The sequence below is a fragment of the Marinobacter gudaonensis genome (assembly GCF_900115175.1).
Taxonomy (GTDB): Bacteria; Pseudomonadota; Gammaproteobacteria; order Pseudomonadales; family Oleiphilaceae; genus Marinobacter; species Marinobacter gudaonensis.
In genome coordinates this window covers 704,107-719,234 of sequence record NZ_FOYV01000001.1, presented here as the reverse complement: position 1 = coordinate 719,234, position 15,128 = coordinate 704,107, and the positions used below count along the sequence as shown (strand labels likewise).

Annotated in this window: 15 protein-coding genes; 3 read left to right on the top strand and 12 right to left on the bottom strand. The window is 59.9% G+C overall.

The genetic code is table 11. From position 1 onward, the window contains the following. The 9 genes from BM344_RS03300 to ccoN all read right to left on the bottom strand — a co-directional run bounded on the left by BM344_RS03300 (nucleotide 1) and on the right by ccoN (nucleotide 8,674). Nucleotides 1-690 (bottom strand): sulfite exporter TauE/SafE family protein, encoded by a 690-nt coding sequence (locus BM344_RS03300; protein ID WP_091986020.1) that lies wholly within the window; start codon nucleotides 688-690, stop codon nucleotides 1-3. Then, a complete protein-coding gene (gene ccoS, locus BM344_RS03295; protein ID WP_091986017.1) occupies nucleotides 687-944 on the bottom strand; it encodes a cbb3-type cytochrome oxidase assembly protein CcoS in 258 nt (85 codons plus the stop codon). Before ccoS ends, BM344_RS03300 begins: the two co-directional genes overlap by 4 nt. A 37-nt stretch (nucleotides 945-981) precedes the next feature. Then, nucleotides 982-3,429, bottom strand: a complete 2,448-nt coding sequence (locus BM344_RS03290; protein WP_091986015.1) for a heavy metal translocating P-type ATPase — start codon at nucleotides 3,427-3,429, stop codon at nucleotides 982-984. Then, complete coding sequence (locus tag BM344_RS03285; RefSeq protein ID WP_091986012.1) at nucleotides 3,426-3,941, bottom strand: FixH family protein; 516 nt, start codon at nucleotides 3,939-3,941, stop codon at nucleotides 3,426-3,428. Before BM344_RS03285 ends, BM344_RS03290 begins: the two co-directional genes overlap by 4 nt. A gap of 44 nt (nucleotides 3,942-3,985) precedes the next feature. Beyond that, nucleotides 3,986-5,416, bottom strand: a complete 1,431-nt coding sequence (gene ccoG / locus BM344_RS03280; RefSeq protein ID WP_091986010.1) for a cytochrome c oxidase accessory protein CcoG — start codon at nucleotides 5,414-5,416, stop codon at nucleotides 3,986-3,988. 126 nt (nucleotides 5,417-5,542) lie between these two features. Further along, nucleotides 5,543-6,433, bottom strand: a complete 891-nt coding sequence (gene ccoP, locus BM344_RS03275; protein WP_091986008.1) for a cytochrome-c oxidase, cbb3-type subunit III — start codon at nucleotides 6,431-6,433, stop codon at nucleotides 5,543-5,545. After that, nucleotides 6,430-6,615: a cbb3-type cytochrome oxidase subunit 3 gene (locus BM344_RS03270; RefSeq protein WP_091986005.1), complete on the bottom strand. Its 186-nt coding sequence runs from the start codon at nucleotides 6,613-6,615 to the stop codon at nucleotides 6,430-6,432. The genes ccoP and BM344_RS03270 overlap by 4 nt, the downstream gene beginning before the upstream one ends. A gap of 4 nt (nucleotides 6,616-6,619) precedes the next feature. Beyond that, complete coding sequence (ccoO, locus tag BM344_RS03265) at nucleotides 6,620-7,228, bottom strand: cytochrome-c oxidase, cbb3-type subunit II (protein WP_091986003.1); 609 nt, start codon at nucleotides 7,226-7,228, stop codon at nucleotides 6,620-6,622. Nucleotides 7,229-7,243: 15 nt separating this feature from the next. Next, the gene (gene ccoN / locus BM344_RS03260; RefSeq protein WP_091986001.1) at nucleotides 7,244-8,674 is read right to left on the bottom strand and encodes a cytochrome-c oxidase, cbb3-type subunit I; all 1,431 of its coding nucleotides are present in this window, start codon (nucleotides 8,672-8,674) and stop codon (nucleotides 7,244-7,246) included. Nucleotides 8,675-8,895: 221 nt separating this feature from the next. Here ccoN and BM344_RS03255 point away from each other — a divergent pair, with 221 nt between their 5' ends. Beyond that, nucleotides 8,896-9,543, top strand: a complete 648-nt coding sequence (locus BM344_RS03255; RefSeq protein ID WP_091990751.1) for an alpha/beta family hydrolase — start codon at nucleotides 8,896-8,898, stop codon at nucleotides 9,541-9,543. Here the strand turns inward: BM344_RS03255 and BM344_RS03250 are convergent. Beyond that, nucleotides 9,513-11,387 carry a sensor domain-containing diguanylate cyclase gene (locus BM344_RS03250; RefSeq protein WP_091985999.1) on the bottom strand — a complete coding sequence of 625 codons (1,875 nt, stop codon included), beginning with the start codon at nucleotides 11,385-11,387 and terminating at the stop codon, nucleotides 9,513-9,515. The two genes, BM344_RS03255 and BM344_RS03250, sit on opposite strands and share 31 nt — an antisense overlap. Nucleotides 11,388-11,500: 113 nt before the next feature. On the opposite strand from BM344_RS03250, the gene rlmM reads away from it, so the two are divergent. Continuing rightward, nucleotides 11,501-12,577 (top strand): 23S rRNA (cytidine(2498)-2'-O)-methyltransferase RlmM, encoded by a 1,077-nt coding sequence (gene rlmM / locus BM344_RS03245; protein WP_091985996.1) that lies wholly within the window; start codon nucleotides 11,501-11,503, stop codon nucleotides 12,575-12,577. On the opposite strand, the gene BM344_RS03240 is transcribed toward rlmM, so the two are convergent. Continuing rightward, nucleotides 12,574-12,864 carry an antibiotic biosynthesis monooxygenase family protein gene (locus BM344_RS03240; protein WP_091985995.1) on the bottom strand — a complete coding sequence of 97 codons (291 nt, stop codon included), beginning with the start codon at nucleotides 12,862-12,864 and terminating at the stop codon, nucleotides 12,574-12,576. The two genes, rlmM and BM344_RS03240, sit on opposite strands and share 4 nt — an antisense overlap. Nucleotides 12,865-12,950: 86 nt before the next feature. On the opposite strand from BM344_RS03240, the gene tusA reads away from it, so the two are divergent. After that, complete coding sequence (tusA, locus tag BM344_RS03235) at nucleotides 12,951-13,190, top strand: sulfurtransferase TusA (protein WP_091985992.1); 240 nt, start codon at nucleotides 12,951-12,953, stop codon at nucleotides 13,188-13,190. Here the strand turns inward: tusA and dsbD are convergent. Then, nucleotides 13,187-15,046 (bottom strand): protein-disulfide reductase DsbD, encoded by a 1,860-nt coding sequence (gene dsbD / locus BM344_RS03230; protein ID WP_091985990.1) that lies wholly within the window; start codon nucleotides 15,044-15,046, stop codon nucleotides 13,187-13,189. The genes tusA and dsbD overlap by 4 nt on opposite strands. Nucleotides 15,047-15,128 lie beyond the last annotated feature (82 nt).

The window sequence follows — 15,128 nt, the reverse complement described above, 5'->3', positions numbered from 1 at the left end:
TCAGTGGCCGCCCAGCCCTGTGAAAGGCAGCGTCCACAGGCCGAACAGGATGAGCAGGCCGCCGGTCACTTTGCGGAACATCTGGTTACCCTGTAGTCCCCGGACCCAGCCGGCAGCGTAGCCAGTTGCCAGCATGGAAGGCAGGGTGCCGAGCCCGAAAAACAGCATGGTCAGTGCCGCCGAACCCACCGTTGGTTGGAGGGCGGCCCAACCCAGGGTGCTGTAGATCAGTCCGCAGGGCAACCAGCCCCACAGCGCGCCCAGTAGAACCGCCTGGCCGCCGTGATTTACCGGCAGCAGCCGACGGGTCAGAGGAGAAAGCTTGGCCCAGATCGGCGCGCCCAGCCTTTCCACATGGCGAATGCCTTGCCACCACTGGCCCATGGACAGTCCCATGAAGATCAGCAGGGCGCCCGCCAGGGTGCGCAATACCAGGCCGGCCTCCTGCCATTGATTCGCGGCCGACGTGCTGGCCACGGCCACAAGGGCTGCAATCAGGCAGTAGCTGCCAATTCTGCCGGTATTGAACGCCAGCAGCATCATCGTCTGGCGAAACCGGAAACCCCGCCCCACCGGCAGCGCCATGGACAGGGACGCACTGATCCCGCCACACATGCCCAGGCAGTGGGTGCTGCCGAGCAGGCCAATCATGAACGCGCTCGGATAACTGAGGTAGAGGTCCGGATTCATCCTGTGCGATGGTCGTCCCTGTCCGGGGCGTCCTTCCGGACATCTTCATCGGTACTTTGCTCCTCGGTGTTGCCTGCTTTGGCGTCCGTCCTTGCTTCCGGCGGAATTTTGTCCTTGTCGTCGTCGTAGAGGATGCGGTGGGCAGGACCTTCCAGATCGTCGTACTGGCCGTTCTTGACCGCCCAGGAGAAAAGCACGATGCCCACGGTTACCAGAATGAGCATCAGCGGAACCAGGAACATGACGATTTGCACGGTGAACTCCCGAGGAACAGACTTTGAAATTACGGTATCAGGACAGCGCCTCGACGCCAACCGGAGGTTTGTCGGGATGCGCCCGCCCTCGGGTCCTGCCGAGCCTTAGAGCATTCAGCACCACCACCAGAGAGCTCAATGACATGCCAATGGCAGCCAGCCAGGGCGGCACCATGCCGGCGGCGGCCAGGGGCAGCGCACAGACGTTGTAACCCAGGGCCCACCAGAGATTCTGCCGGATGATAGCGCGGGTCTGACGGCTGGTCTGCAGGGCTTCCACCAGCTGCAGCAGCTGACCGTTGAGGAGCACGGCGTCGGCTTTGAGTTGGGTCAGGTCCGACGCCGACCCCATCGCAACGGAAATGCCCGCTCCGGCCATGGAGGGCAGATCGTTCAGGCCATCACCCACCATCATGATCTGCCGGCCTTCGGCCTTGAGCCTTTCCAGGACAGACAGTTTGTCTTCTGGCGATGCCTGGCCTATGGCCTCATCAATGCCCAGTCGCTCTGCGATCAATGCCACGTGTCCGGACCGGTCGCCGCTCAGCAACAGGGTCCGGATGCCGGCTGCCTGTAATGTTTCGATGGCCGCGCGAGCATCGTCCCGGGGCTGGTCATCAAGCGTGAAACAGGCCAGCCATTCCCGGTTCGACGCCAGCCACACCGTCATACCTTGCTGTTGAACGATTTCTGGCGCGGGTGCCGAGACTCGCTCGGCAACAAACCCCTGGTGCCCGATGAACACCTCGGTGTCACCGAACAGGCCGGAGAGGCCCCCTCCCAGGTGATTCTCCACGTTCTCGACACTCGCTGCCCGCCGATGCCGGAAAACCTTCGCAATCGGGTGCTCTGAATGAGCTTCCAGCCCGGCGGCCAGCGCCAGACAGGTCTTCTCGTCCAGGCTGCCGGTGATCCGGGTGGCCACCAGGGTCAGTTCGCCCCGGGTCAGGGTTCCGGTTTTATCGAACACTACGGTATCGATACTGTTCATGGACTCGAGGGTGTGTCCCCGTGTCGGCAGAAATCCGAGTCGCCGGAGCCTCACCGTGGCCGAGGTGATGGCCGTTGGTGTGGCCAGTGAGAGCGCGCAGGGGCAAGTGACCACCAGCACCGACAGCGTGATGTCGAAGGCATTATCGGCGCCGGCCCACCACCAGCCAATCCAGACCACCGGCGCCAGGATCAGCACGCGGCCAACGAACTTGCCCGCCATCCGGTCGGCCATCCGGGCAATGCGGGGCTTTTCAGACTGTACCCGGTCTAGTATGCGCAGAATGCCTGACAGCCGGGTCTGGGCACCCGCCTGCTCCACCCGGATGTCGAGGGGATGCTCGCCGTTGATGCTGCCGGCATGAACCCGGTCTCCCGGGTGACGGGTTTCGGGCAGATACTCGCCGGTCAGCGCAGCTTCGTTCAGGGTGGAGTGGCCACTCAGGATTTGGCCGTCCACAGGCAGGGTCTCCCCCGGGCGGACGCGGATAACGTCGCCGGGTCGGACGTTGTGCGCTGGCACAACATCGGTTGAATCGCCGGTGACCAGGGTGGCCACCGATGGCTGGAAACCTGCCAGGGCATTGCCCGTCAGGCCAGCACGGTACCGTGCCTGGAGCTCGATGTAGCGGCCGAGCAACAGGAAAAAGGTGAACATGCACACGGACTCGAAGTAGACCTCGTCGCCCCCCACAACCGTGACCCAGGCGCTCGCCAGGTAGGCGAGCCCGATGGCAATGGCGACCGGAACGTCCATGGTCAGGTGGCGGCTGAGGATGTCGCGTTTGGCGTTCCGGAAAAACGGACGGGCGCTGTAGAACACTACGGGTGTTGCAACCAGCAGGCTGAACCATCGAAAGAAACTGACAAAGCCGGGTGACAGGTCGTTGACCAGTTCGAAGTACAGCGGGAAGGCCAGCATCATGCTCTGGAACGAGCCAATACCGGCAACCGCAACGCGAATCAGCATGGAACGCTGTTCCGCTTTCAGGGTCTGTTCAGCCTCATCGGCCTGATAGGGTCGGGCAGAGTACCCCAATTGCTGGATGGCGATCAGCAGGTCACTGAGACGGGCCTGGTCCGGAGCCCACACCAGCCTTGCCCGCTGCGTGGTGTGGTTGACTGAAAACGACACCACACCCGGCTGCTGGGCCATGTGGTTTTCAAGCAGCCAGATGCACGCTGCGCAGGTGATGCCACCGATCAGTAGCTGAGCTTCCTGGCCGCCTTTTACCGGCGACACGAAGGACTCCTGAACCAGCGGATGGTCCAGTTCCCGCAGTCGGTTTACCTCGGCTGTCGTCAGCGTCTTGGGAGTAACCGCGTTTCGGGTCCGGATGTCGTAAAAGCCGGTCAGACCTTCCTGGTGAATGGTCAGACACACGGCCTTGCAGCCCTGACAGCAGAAATGTCGCGTACTGCCGTCAAGCTCAAGGGTAATCGGGGGCTCGCCGTCCGCCGGCTCACCGCAATGGAAGCAATCCGGGCTGGTCAACCTTGGGCCGACTCCCCGGCCTTGACCGTTATTCCATTTTCCGCCGGCAACAGGGCTTCGCCCTTCAAACGCCACTCATTGGCAGGGCCGCGAAGGTCGTAGTACCAGCGCCCATCAATGTCTTCCAGCAGTTTGCCGGCAAAGCGGCCCGGTTCGATTCGTTGAAACTGGATGGTGCGGTCCTTATCCGACAGGGTCGGGTGGAACAGGTTGAGGATCAGATAGGGAAAGTCCGCCGGTCCGTTGGTGGTGTCCAGGTCGACGATGACATTCCGGTCCCGGAAATCGATGTGGGCGGTCATGCCCAGATCCACGGCCTTCTGGTCACGGGCGATAGACATGTTGATACCTCGACCCTCTTTCGACCAGTCATCAGTGACCATCGCATTTTCAGTGTTGATAGCGATGGTTATGGCGATGGCGCAGTAAATGATCGAGGCGCCTGGAAAGATCAGCAAAAACCAGAACCAGGGCTGGCGGTACCAGGGACTTACCGGTGTTTCTTCAGTCATAGATCAGCATCTCGTGTCGTTTCTGGTCCAGGCCGTGGCAGGTATCAGCGGGTTGGACCAACGAATCGGCTTTCAGTTTCAACAACCAGGGAGGCATCCGTCTCGGATTGCGCCCTGAATCGGATCTCGTTGTTTGACTGGTTGATGGAGTCCGGCGGGACATCCACAACCGTAGGCAACGATCGGTTCTCTCCGCTTTCAACGGTGACCGTGGTATTGGTCAGAATGCGTATGTCCGGGAGCCCGCTGACAGACACATTAAAGGTCTGCGGAACTTCGGTCATGTTGGCAATCTTGAGCGTGTAGGAGTTTTCAATTCGCCCCTCGCCGTTAAAGCTGTACAGCGCACCGCGGTCCCTGAGCGCGTCCAACTGGGCAGGTACCCGGGTTGCGATGGTGAAAATAATCGCGCCTATCATCAGCAGCAGAACGGCACCGTAGCCGAAGGTTCTCGGGCGCAGCAGCCTGGAGGGCTTGCCCTCAAGCTCGTTTTCGGTGGTGTAGCGAATCAGCCCCCGTGGGTACTCCATCTTGTCCATGATCTCGTCACAGGCGTCGATGCATAGGGCACAGCCAATGCATTCGTACTGAAGCCCGTCGCGAATATCGATGCCGGTGGGGCACACCTGCACGCATTGCCCACAGTCGATGCAGTCGCCCAGGCCCACCTCTGATGGATCCGTACCCTTTTTCCGACCGCCGCGGGGCTCACCCCGATTGGGATCGTAGGAAACCACCCGGGTGTTGGGGTCGAACATGACCGACTGAAAGCGGGCGTAGGGACACATGTACAGACATACCTGCTCGCGCATCCAGCCTGCGTTGAGGTAGGTGGCCGCGGTAAAGAAAGCGACCCAGAAGTAGGCCCAGCCATTGGCCTGGAGCGTGAACAGATCGGCAAGCAACTCACGGATGGGATAGAAGTAGCCAACGAAAGTCAGGCCGGTTGCCAAGGCGATCAAGAGCCAGACCGTGTGCTTGGCGGATTTCTTGAAGATCTTGGCGCCGGAACTGGGTGATTTGTCCAGCTTCATTCGTTTGTTACGGCTACCTTCAATCCGCTCTTCCACCCACATGAAAATAAAGGTCCAGACCGTTTGCGGGCAGGTATAGCCGCACCAGACCCGGCCAAACAGAGTGGTGATAAAAAACAGCCCGAAGGCGCAGATGATCAGCATGCCGGACAGCAGGAAAAAGTCCTTCGGAAAGAAGGTCATGCCGTACAGGTGAAATTCCCGGGCCGGGAGGTCGAAATGAATGAGCGGCTGGCCGTCCAGGGTCAACCAGACAAACAGAAAATACATGCCCATCAGCAGCGTGAGGCTGACGTTGCGGATACGCTGGAAAAAGCCCTTGACCTCTTTGACGTAGATCTTCTTGCGGCTTGCGTAAAGTTCGACGGTTCCGGATTTGTTGTTTTTGTCGGAGGGGTCAGAGGATGGGTCAATCTGCTTGACCGGAATCTCACTGCTCATCGTTACCTCCAGGGGAAGGGTGTTACGAGGCGGCAGGCCATTGGCGTGCTGATCCTTTCAAGCCTGTACCCGACGTGCAGGTACAGGGTTGAAAAGACCGGGCCGGGGCAAGCCCGGCCGGTAGATTCAGTTTGACAGGCTGTACACGTACGCTGCCAGAATCTGAATCTGGTCGTCCGAGAGGCGGCCACTCTGCGCCGGCATCTGGTTCTGACGACCGTTCATGACGGTTTCTTTGATCCACTCGTAGGTGGAGCCGTAGAGCCAGGTGTTATCGGTCAGATTGGGCGCACCCATGGCCTGGTTACCCTTGCCGTCGGGACCGTGACAGGCAACACAGGCCTGGGCAAACACGGCTTCGCCGGCTTTGGCGGCTTCGGCATCCTTCTCACGACCACTGAAGCTCAGCACGTAGTTGACCACCTGGTCCACCTGCTCGTTGGTCATGCTGGGCATGGTGCCTTTGGCGGGCATGTTGCCCATGCGACCGTTGTGCAGGGTCTCCAGGATGGCGTCCGGTGTTCCGCCGTACAGCCAGTCGTCGTCCGTCAGGTTGGGAAAGCCCACCTGGCCGCGAGCAGCGGAGCCATGGCACACCGCGCAGTTGTTGGCGAACAGGCGCTGGCCGATTTTCATGGCATCGCCGTTTTCGGCAAGCTGTGGAACCGGTGTCTCACCGTACTGGGCGTAGATTTCCCCGTACTTTTCCTCTGCCTCTGCAACCTCTGCCTCCCACTGGTTGGCCGAAGACCAGCCCAGAATACCCTGGAAGTTCCCGAGGCCCGGGTACAGAACCAGATACCCGAGCGAGAAAATACAGGTGGCGAGGAACAGGTAGAACCACCACTTGGGCAGGGGGTTATCGTATTCTTCGATGCCGTCAAACGAGTGGCCCGTTGTGCGTTCGGTCTCGACATCGGTGGACTGGCTCTTGCGGGTTGCCCACAGAAGCCACATACAGCCGAATATGGTACCGAGCACGATCACACTGATCCAGAGGCTCCAAAAGGTACTCATTGTTTCTTCTCCGTTTTTTCCTGTTCGAGCGTACGCTTTTCCACTTCGTCATCGTCGAAGGGCAGGTGAGCCGCCTCGTCGTTGGCTTTCTTGCGGCGGGCGCTGTACGCCCACCAGACGATACCGAGAAAAGCCGCCATTACGAGAAGCGTGTGAATTCCGCGTAACTCATTGATATCCATCGGTTCACCGTTTTTCTGAAATCACTGTACCCAGCTGTTGCAGGTACGCGACCAGAGCCTCGATTTCAAACTTGCCTTCCACCTGAGCAGAGGCCTCTGCGATCTGCTCGTCGGTGTAGGGAACGCCCAGGGTCTGCAGCGTTTCCATCTTGGCAGCGGTCTTGGTGTGATCTACCCGGTCTTCGAACAGCCAGGGGAATGCCGGCATGTTGGACTCGGGGACAACACTGCGCGGATCGTACAGGTGCTGGCGCTGCCAGGCATCGGAGTATCGACCGCCTACTCGGGCCAGATCCGGACCGGTACGCTTGGAGCCCCACAGGAACGGGCGGTCATAGACGAACTCGCCCGCAACGGAGTAGTGGCCATACCGCTCGGTCTCGGCCCGGAAGGGACGGATCTGCTGGGTATGACACACGTGGCAGCCCTCGCGGATGTAAATATCCCGGCCTTCCAGTTCGAGGGCGGAGAGAGGCTCGAGGCCTTCCACCGGCTCGTTGGTTTCTTTCAGGAAGAACAGGGGGACAACCTCCACCAGGAAGCCACCACTGATGGTCAGGATGATCAGAACGATCATCAGACCGAGGTTTTTCTCGACTACTTCATGTTTCATCTGATCTCTCTCCCGTTACGCCGGCTGGGTCGCCGCGTTATCCTGCGCTACTGCTTCTTTCTGGCGTACGGTCATGTACACGTTGTAGGCCATAACAAGCATGCCGCTCAGGAAGATCGCGCCACCGATAAACCGCACGAGGTAGCCCGGGTAGGAGGCTTCAAGTGCCTCAACAAAGCTGTAGGTCAGGGTGCCGTCTTCGTTGACCGCACGCCACATCAGGCCCTGCATAATTCCATTCACCCACATGGCAACGATATACAGGACGGTGCCCACGGTGGCCAGCCAGAAGTGCACGTTGATCAGGCTGGTGCTGTACATGGCCTGCAGGCCCCAGAGCTTGGGAATGAGGTGGTAGACCGCCCCGATGCTGATCATGGCAACCCAGCCAAGAGCACCGGAATGAACGTGACCAATGGTCCAGTCGGTGTTGTGCGACAGGGCATTCACGGTCTTGATGGCCATCATCGGGCCTTCGAAGGTGGACATGCCGTAGAACGACAGGGACACCACCAGGAAGCGCAGAATCGGATCGGTACGCAGTTTGTGCCAGGCGCCCGAGAGGGTCATCATGCCGTTGATCATACCGCCCCAGGACGGTGCGAGCAGGATCAGTGACATTACCATGCCTGCGGTCTGAGCCCAGTCTGGAAGTGCAGAGTAGTGCAGATGGTGACCACCTGCCCAGACGTAGGTCGCGATCAGCGCCCAGAAGTGAACAATCGACAGGCGGTATGAGTAAATGGGACGGTTGGCCTGCTTCGGTACGAAGTAGTACATCATGCCCAGGAAGCCGGCGGTCAGGAAGAAGCCTACCGCGTTGTGGCCCCACCACCACTGCATCATGGCGTCGGTGACGCCGGCGTAGGCAGAGTAGGACTTGAACGCACCGGCGGGCAGCGCCAGGTTGTTACCGATGTGAAGAACCGCCACGGTAATGATGAAACCACCGTAGAACCAGTTGGCAACGTAGATATGCGGGCTGCTGCGCTTCATGACGGTGCCGAAGAACACCAACGCGTAGGTTACCCAGACAACCGCGATGGCGATATCGATAGGCCATTCGAGTTCGGCGTACTCCTTGGAGGAGGTCAAACCCTGAGGCAAGGTGAGAATGGCGGCAATCATGATGGCCTGCCAGCCCCAGAACGTAAATGCGGCCAGGCTGTCAGAAATCAGCCTCGCCTGACAGGTCCTCTGGACAACGTAGTAGGACGTGGCAAACAATGCCGAGCCCCCGAAGCCGAAGATAACCAGGTTGGTATGCAAGGGACGAAGACGGCCAAAGTGCGTCCAGGGCAAATCCAGGTTCATTGAGGGCCACACGAGCTGGGATGCGATCAACACGCCCATGCCCATGCCAACAATGCCCCAGACCAACGTCATGATGGCGAACTGTCTCACCACCTTGTAGTTGTAAGTCAGGTTTGCATTTACTGTGCTCATAGCCTTACCAATGGGTTTAGAGTGGGGAATTATGCGGGCGCAAGTATGGAGAAACGATTAGCGGTTTGCAATGACTCAGGTCAACTCCTGACATCCGTCAAATGCGCCCAAATCAGCAACATGGCTTCCTTTATACTGCGTTCGTTGGAGTTGTTTCAGCGGTTGGAAAATGTGTTGCTGGAACTGCAATGATAGTCGCTTGAACCAACGAGGTGAATTTTGTGCCGCTGATTACGACCAAAGGCTATAAAAATACGCCGGACGTAGTAGTAATTCTTGCCCATGGCGCCGGTGCGCCAGCCGATTCTCCGTTCATGGAAGGTCTGTCCGACAAGCTCTTTGGCCAGGGTATTGACGTTGTACGTTTCGAATTTCCCTACATGGAGAAGCGCCGGACCGACGGCAAGAAACGCCCGCCAGACCGACAACCGGTTTTATTGTCGCATTTTTCCGATGTTCTGGACCGGGTTCGTCAGGAGGTGGGCGAACAGTGCCGGATTCTGGTCGGCGGAAAATCCATGGGCGGTCGCATGGCGAGCGTGCTGGCCAGCGAATGTCGGGGCATGGATGGCGTGGTATGTTTTGGTTATCCGTTTCACCCACCAGGCAAGCCCGATCGATGGCGCATCGAGCATTTCGCCGCGCTCACGGTGCCGACTCTGGTGGTGCAGGGAACCCGGGACCCGTTCGGGCGCAGGGAGGAAGTTGAGGGCCGTCGCGAAGCCTTGGGCAATGTGCGGATGCACTGGCTCGAGGGTGGCAACCATGACTTTCAGCCGCTGAAAAGCCAACCGGACACCCAGGAAACGCTGTTGGCTTCAGCGGCCTTCGCCACTCGTCATTTTGTCGATGAATGCCTGGGAGGCTGAGTGCTCTGCTCCCGGTCTGTCCCGGACATCATCACCCTGTTTCGGCCGGCGTGCTTGGCCCGATAAAGCGCCTGATCGGCCCGGTCGAACAGATGGCCCTGATCTTCGCCGCTCTCCAGGGTGGCAATCCCGGCACTCAGTGTGATTCTCACGTCGGAGCCATCGGGGGCAGGGATGGGGGTTTCGGCGAGGTCCTCCAGCAGGGCAACGCATACCTTGAGCGCGCCGGCGGCATCGGTTCCCGGTAGCAGCAGGGCAAACTCTTCCCCGCCGAAACGAATGGCTACATCCCTTGGGCGCTTCACGTGCCGGGTCAGTACCTCGGCGATGAACTGCAGGCAGGTATCGCCGAATCCATGGCCCCAGGTGTCATTGATGGATTTGAAGTGATCGGCGTCCACGAGAGCCAGCGCCAGAGGCTGGCCGCTTCGGCGAGCTTCGCCACAAAGTTCGGGCAGTATGTTGTCGAGGTAACGGCGGTTGTGGAGCCCGGTCAGCGCATCATTCAGGCTGAGTGATGACAATTTGCGGTTGGCTTTCTCAAGCTCTCGCATGGTGTTGCGCAGTTGTGCCGTTCGCTCGTGCACCTTGAATTCCAGTTCGGTGCGGGCATTGTGCTCCACGTCGAGCAGTTTCTGATTCAGGAGGCGCCAGCGCTGCACCATGGCGTAATTGAGCAGAATGACCTGGCCGCCCACCGCCACCTGCATCATGGCTTCCCGCGCCAGGAAATCGGTCAGGTAACCAAACGCGGCCAGTGCGTAGATCAGCCCGCCAACCAGCATGATCAGCCAGGCCAGCAGATACCAGGTGGCCGGTTGGTAACCCTGTCGCCAGCGTACCGCGGCAATCACGAACAAGGAGGCGATCACCGCAAGTGCCAGCGCGGTATTGAGCAGAATGCTCTTGTTATAGGGCAGCACCACGGACAGAACCAGCAAGCCGATACACAACCAGGCTTCGCCACTCAGGACCTTCGCAGACACAGTGCCCCTTTCCACTTCCAGAAAGGAGCGCCCGAACATGAGCATGGCCAGGGCGCACAGCGCCAGTGACAGTGGAATCGACATGTTGGCGAAGCCGGGACTGTCCGGCCAGAAATACTGGTTGGCGAACCCGCCCATGGCAAAGAGGAAGAGTCCGAGCGCCGCCAGATAAAATGCGTTGTAGAAGTAGGAGGTGGTGCCGGCGCTGAAAAACAGCAGCAGATTGAATACCGCAAAAACCAGCAGGGCACCGTAGAAGAGCCCGTGGGTGAGGGTTAAGTGGTTGCTACCGGCAATCACCTCTTCGGCGGTTTCCAGGCTCAGGGGCACATTGAGCGCGCCGTTGCTGTGTACCCGCAACGTCAGCGACCGGGATTCGCCGGCATCCAGCGTGACGGGGAACAGAAAATGGCGGTAGTCTACGGGCCGGTCACTGAACGGACGCTGATCTCCGGTCACGAGGCGCTGTGTAGTATCATTCCCGTCCTGCCAGAGGGTGACTTCGTCCAGCAGCGGATACCCCAGTTTCAGATACCAGGCGGCCCGTTCGCTCCCGAAATTGGCGATGTGCAGGTGAACCCAATAAATGGAGCGGGTGTGGCTGAACACCAGATCCCGACCGTTGGCCGGTGTCCAGTCCATATCGGCCGGCAACTGGCCGGGGTCCGAAGCGTCGTGACTGGGAGTGCCGGGCGGTGCGCTGTGGTAGCACACGTACTGCATCAGCGTGGCGCGGGCGTCCGGATTACTGGCGTCCAGCGTTGCACAGCCCGACCGAGCAGACCCGGAATCCGGCAGGGCCAGGGCGGGAAGCAGCCAGAGGCTGAAAAGGGCGATCAGGCGTGCGGAGCGGAACATTCAGGGATTCCTGGGCAGTGTAAGTCGGCAAGTGTAGCCAGAGAATACAAACGACGCTGTTAAACAGTTTGAAATTTCGTGGGTTGGCGGCAGCCCCGTAAAAAAGGTGAGGCATGGACCAGATACTTCTGTTCTGTCGGCCCGGTTTCGAAACCGAGGCCGGCAGGGAAATGACCGACAGGGCCTCCGAAAAGGGGATGTTTGGCTATTTCGAGCCGGAAGCAGACCAGGGGCGGGTGCGGTACTTCGTATCGCCGCCGGCCAGGGCCGAGGACATCATGGCTAGCCTGCCGCTGGACGAGCTGGTATTCGTGAGAGATTGGATGGTTGTGTTGGGTGCACTGCCACTGCCGGCCAATGATCGGGTAGGCGCCGTTATTTCGGGATTGCGTTCCCTGAATCTTGGTTGGCCGGGCTGCGCCCGGCTCGAAATCCGGGTACCGGAGAACAATGCCGACCGGGATCTTGGCAATTTTGCCCGTAAATGGGTGTCGCCCCTGTCGCGGGGATTGCGAGGCGCGGGCCTTCTTAAATCCGATCAGAATGCCCCGGCTCCAGCCCGCATGGAGGTGTTTCTTCCAGACTTTGAAACGGCGTTGGTGGGCTACAGCCTTGCGGAAAACCGGGCTCGTTATGTGGGCGGGATTCCCCGCCTGCGGTTACCCGCCTCGGCACCAAGCCGGTCTGCGCTGAAACTGGAGGAAGCCTGGAAGGTGTTCCTGCCCGAGGGCCGGGAACTCGACTACCTGGGTGGCGGCAAGAAGGCGGCCGATCTGGGCGCTGCGCCTGGTGGCTGGACCTGGCAACTGGTCCGGCAGGGCATGATGGTAACCGCGGTGGATAACGGCCCGATGAACGATGAGCTCATGGCCAGCGGGCAGGTTGAGCACGTGGAGGCGGACGGCTTTTCCTGGCGCCCGAAACGGGGCATCGACTGGATGGTCTGCGACATCGTCGACCAGCCCCGGAAAACCGCCCGGCTGGCCGTCACCTGGCTGGGTGAGGGATTGTGCCGCTACGCCCTGTTCAATCTCAAGTTGCCGATGAAAAAGCGCTATGAAGAATGGCTGATTTGCCGTGACATACTTGAGAGTGGTCTGGAAGCGACCGGAGTGAACGCTCGCCTGAGGGCGCGCCACCTGTATCATGATCGCGAGGAGATCACCTGCTTTATTGAACGAATCGGTTAGAATGCGCTCTGCTCAAGAACGGTGATGTGTTCTTCCTGATCCATCATCGGAGCCAGTTCCAGCATAAGCTCCCGGCGTTCTTCAGAGTGCAGCCAGCGGTCCCAATCCGCTTCGGACCGCCAGTTGGCCAGGGTAATGCGATGGTTCTTGTCGTGGGCGTCGATCAGGGTTTCACCAGAAATGAATCCGGGTGCACTGACGGCTTGTTGAAGAACCTTGCGCGAACGTTCCTCGTATGCTGACTCCAGTGACTCGGCAATGTGGCGCTCGATCAATACCCGAATCATGGTAAACCTCCAAGCATGTTAACGGTCCTACTAACGAATTTAGCAGAAAACTCAGAGAAATCAGGTTGATTAACAGGAGATCCAGAGTGGAAGCATCGGAATTTGACGCAGAGTTGGACGCCCGGGGGCTGTTCTGTCCCGAGCCTGTGATGATGCTGCATAACCGGATTAACGATGTGCAGCCGGGCGGCATCCTTCGGGTGGTGGCTACGGATCCCTCCACCACGCGGGACATCCCCCGGTTCTGCCAGTTCCTCGGCCACGAACTGGTTGAACAGCTGGAGCAGGACGACCTGTTTGTCTACCTGATACGCAGGGGGAGCTAGACGCTTTCGGCCAGTCGCCGAAGGTGGTTGAGAAACTGCTCGCGATCCATTTCCCCCAGGATCCGGTATTCCGGGAGTTCCTTGCCGCCTCGAGCGTAGAAAAGGATGGCCGGAGGACCGAACAGGCCGAGCTCGTCGAGAAGTGCCTGCTGAGCGGGGGTGTTGTCGGTCATATCAATTTGTAGCAGCGTATAGGGGGCCAGGGCCTGAATGACGTCCGGTTTGCTGAATACGTTGCGTTCCATCACCTTGCACGAAATACACCAGTCAGCGTAGAAATCGAGCATCACTGGCTGACCCTCAAAACTGGCCTGCCGAAGCATGGCCCGGACCTGTGCGGGATCTTCCACTCGGCGGAAGGGCGCATGGTCGGCCGCGGCGGAGGCCACTGTGCCACTGGCTGTGCTGGCTACGGTAAAGGGTGCCAGGGGTCTCAGGGGATCGCTGGCGCCACCCACAGCGCCTGCCAGAAGCGCCAGGCCATAGGCAAATAGCACCAGCCCCAGCCCTTTCCGTGTTCTCTCCCAGCCGGCCCTGGCGGCATCGAACGCGCCCAGTTGCACGCCGGTGATGGCCACCAACAGGCCCCACAACACCAGTGCCACCCAACCTGGCACCAGCCGTTCAACCAGCCAGATAGCGACGGCCAGCAGCATCACTCCGTAGAAATGCTTTACCGCTGTCATCCAGTGCCCGGTCGTGGGCAGCAGCTTCCGGCCTCCCACCGCCACCAGGATCAGGGGTATACCCATGCCCAGGCCGAGTGCGAACAGCGCGATGCCGCCAATGACGGCATCCTGGGTTGTTGAGATATACAGCAGGCTGCCGGCCAGGGGCGCGGATACGCAGGGAGATACAATCAGTGCCGACAGAGCGCCAATGCCAAACAGGCTGGCCACGCGGCCTCCGGTCAGGCGATGGCTGGCATCGTTCAGTGGCTCCCGGATGAACCGCGGCAACTGGATTTCAAAAAGATCAAACATTGAGAGCGCGAAAATCACGAACAGCAGGGCGAAGGTGCCCAGGACCCAGGGTGACTGTAACTGAGCCTGCAGGTTAAAGCTTGCGCCCAGCAGTCCGGTGAGAACACCCGCAGCGGCGTAGGTCAGCGCCATGCCCAGCACATAGCTACCGGACAGCATCAGGGCCTGACCAGTGGTTCGGGTGTTACGGCCCGAAACCAGGGAGGAGATGATGGGCACCATCGGCAGCACGCAGGGCGTGAAGGTCAGGCCGAGGCCCAGCAGCAGAAACACGCCCGCGATCACCACTGTGGACTGGCGAGACAGAAAGCCGGCAAGACCGGTGGCGGTCTCGGTGTCGACGGTGCCCCGGTTACCGCTATCCTTTTGGGGGGCGGCTGCGCCAAAGTCGGCGCTGTTACCGCTGCCGGGATAGAAGAGCACCTCTCGCGTTTGCGGCGGGTAGCAGAGACCGGCTTCGGCGCAGCCCTGATAAGTCACTTGAAGCACGGCTTCCTTGACGCCGTCGGGCAGAGTGACGGGCACGCGGGCTTGCACCGGTTCGTAGAAGACCGTGCTTTTGCCGAAATATTCATCCTCGGTTTCGGTGCCGGTCACCGAGAATGCCGGCTCGCCAAGGACAACCCCCTTATCGTCGGTGGCAATACTGATCCGCTCCTGATAGAGGTAGTGCCCCGGGGTTATGTCCCATTCCAGAACCACGCCATCGGCTGTTGACGTGAAATCGAAGGGCAGGGCCTCGTCGACCGGGAGGAACTCGCCGCTCTGGCCTCCGAACAGGCTGCCACCGCTGCTGCCGAGCGCCCAGACGGGAGTCGTTGTCGATAACATAACGGTTAGCAGGAGTGTCAGGGACAGGGGATTGGCCATCATCGTTGAGCGGTTTTCCTGTTGGTGTCTGATCGGCGCGCCGGGCCGCGTTGAATCGTGCAGTGGACACAGAGGCCGGGTCAAA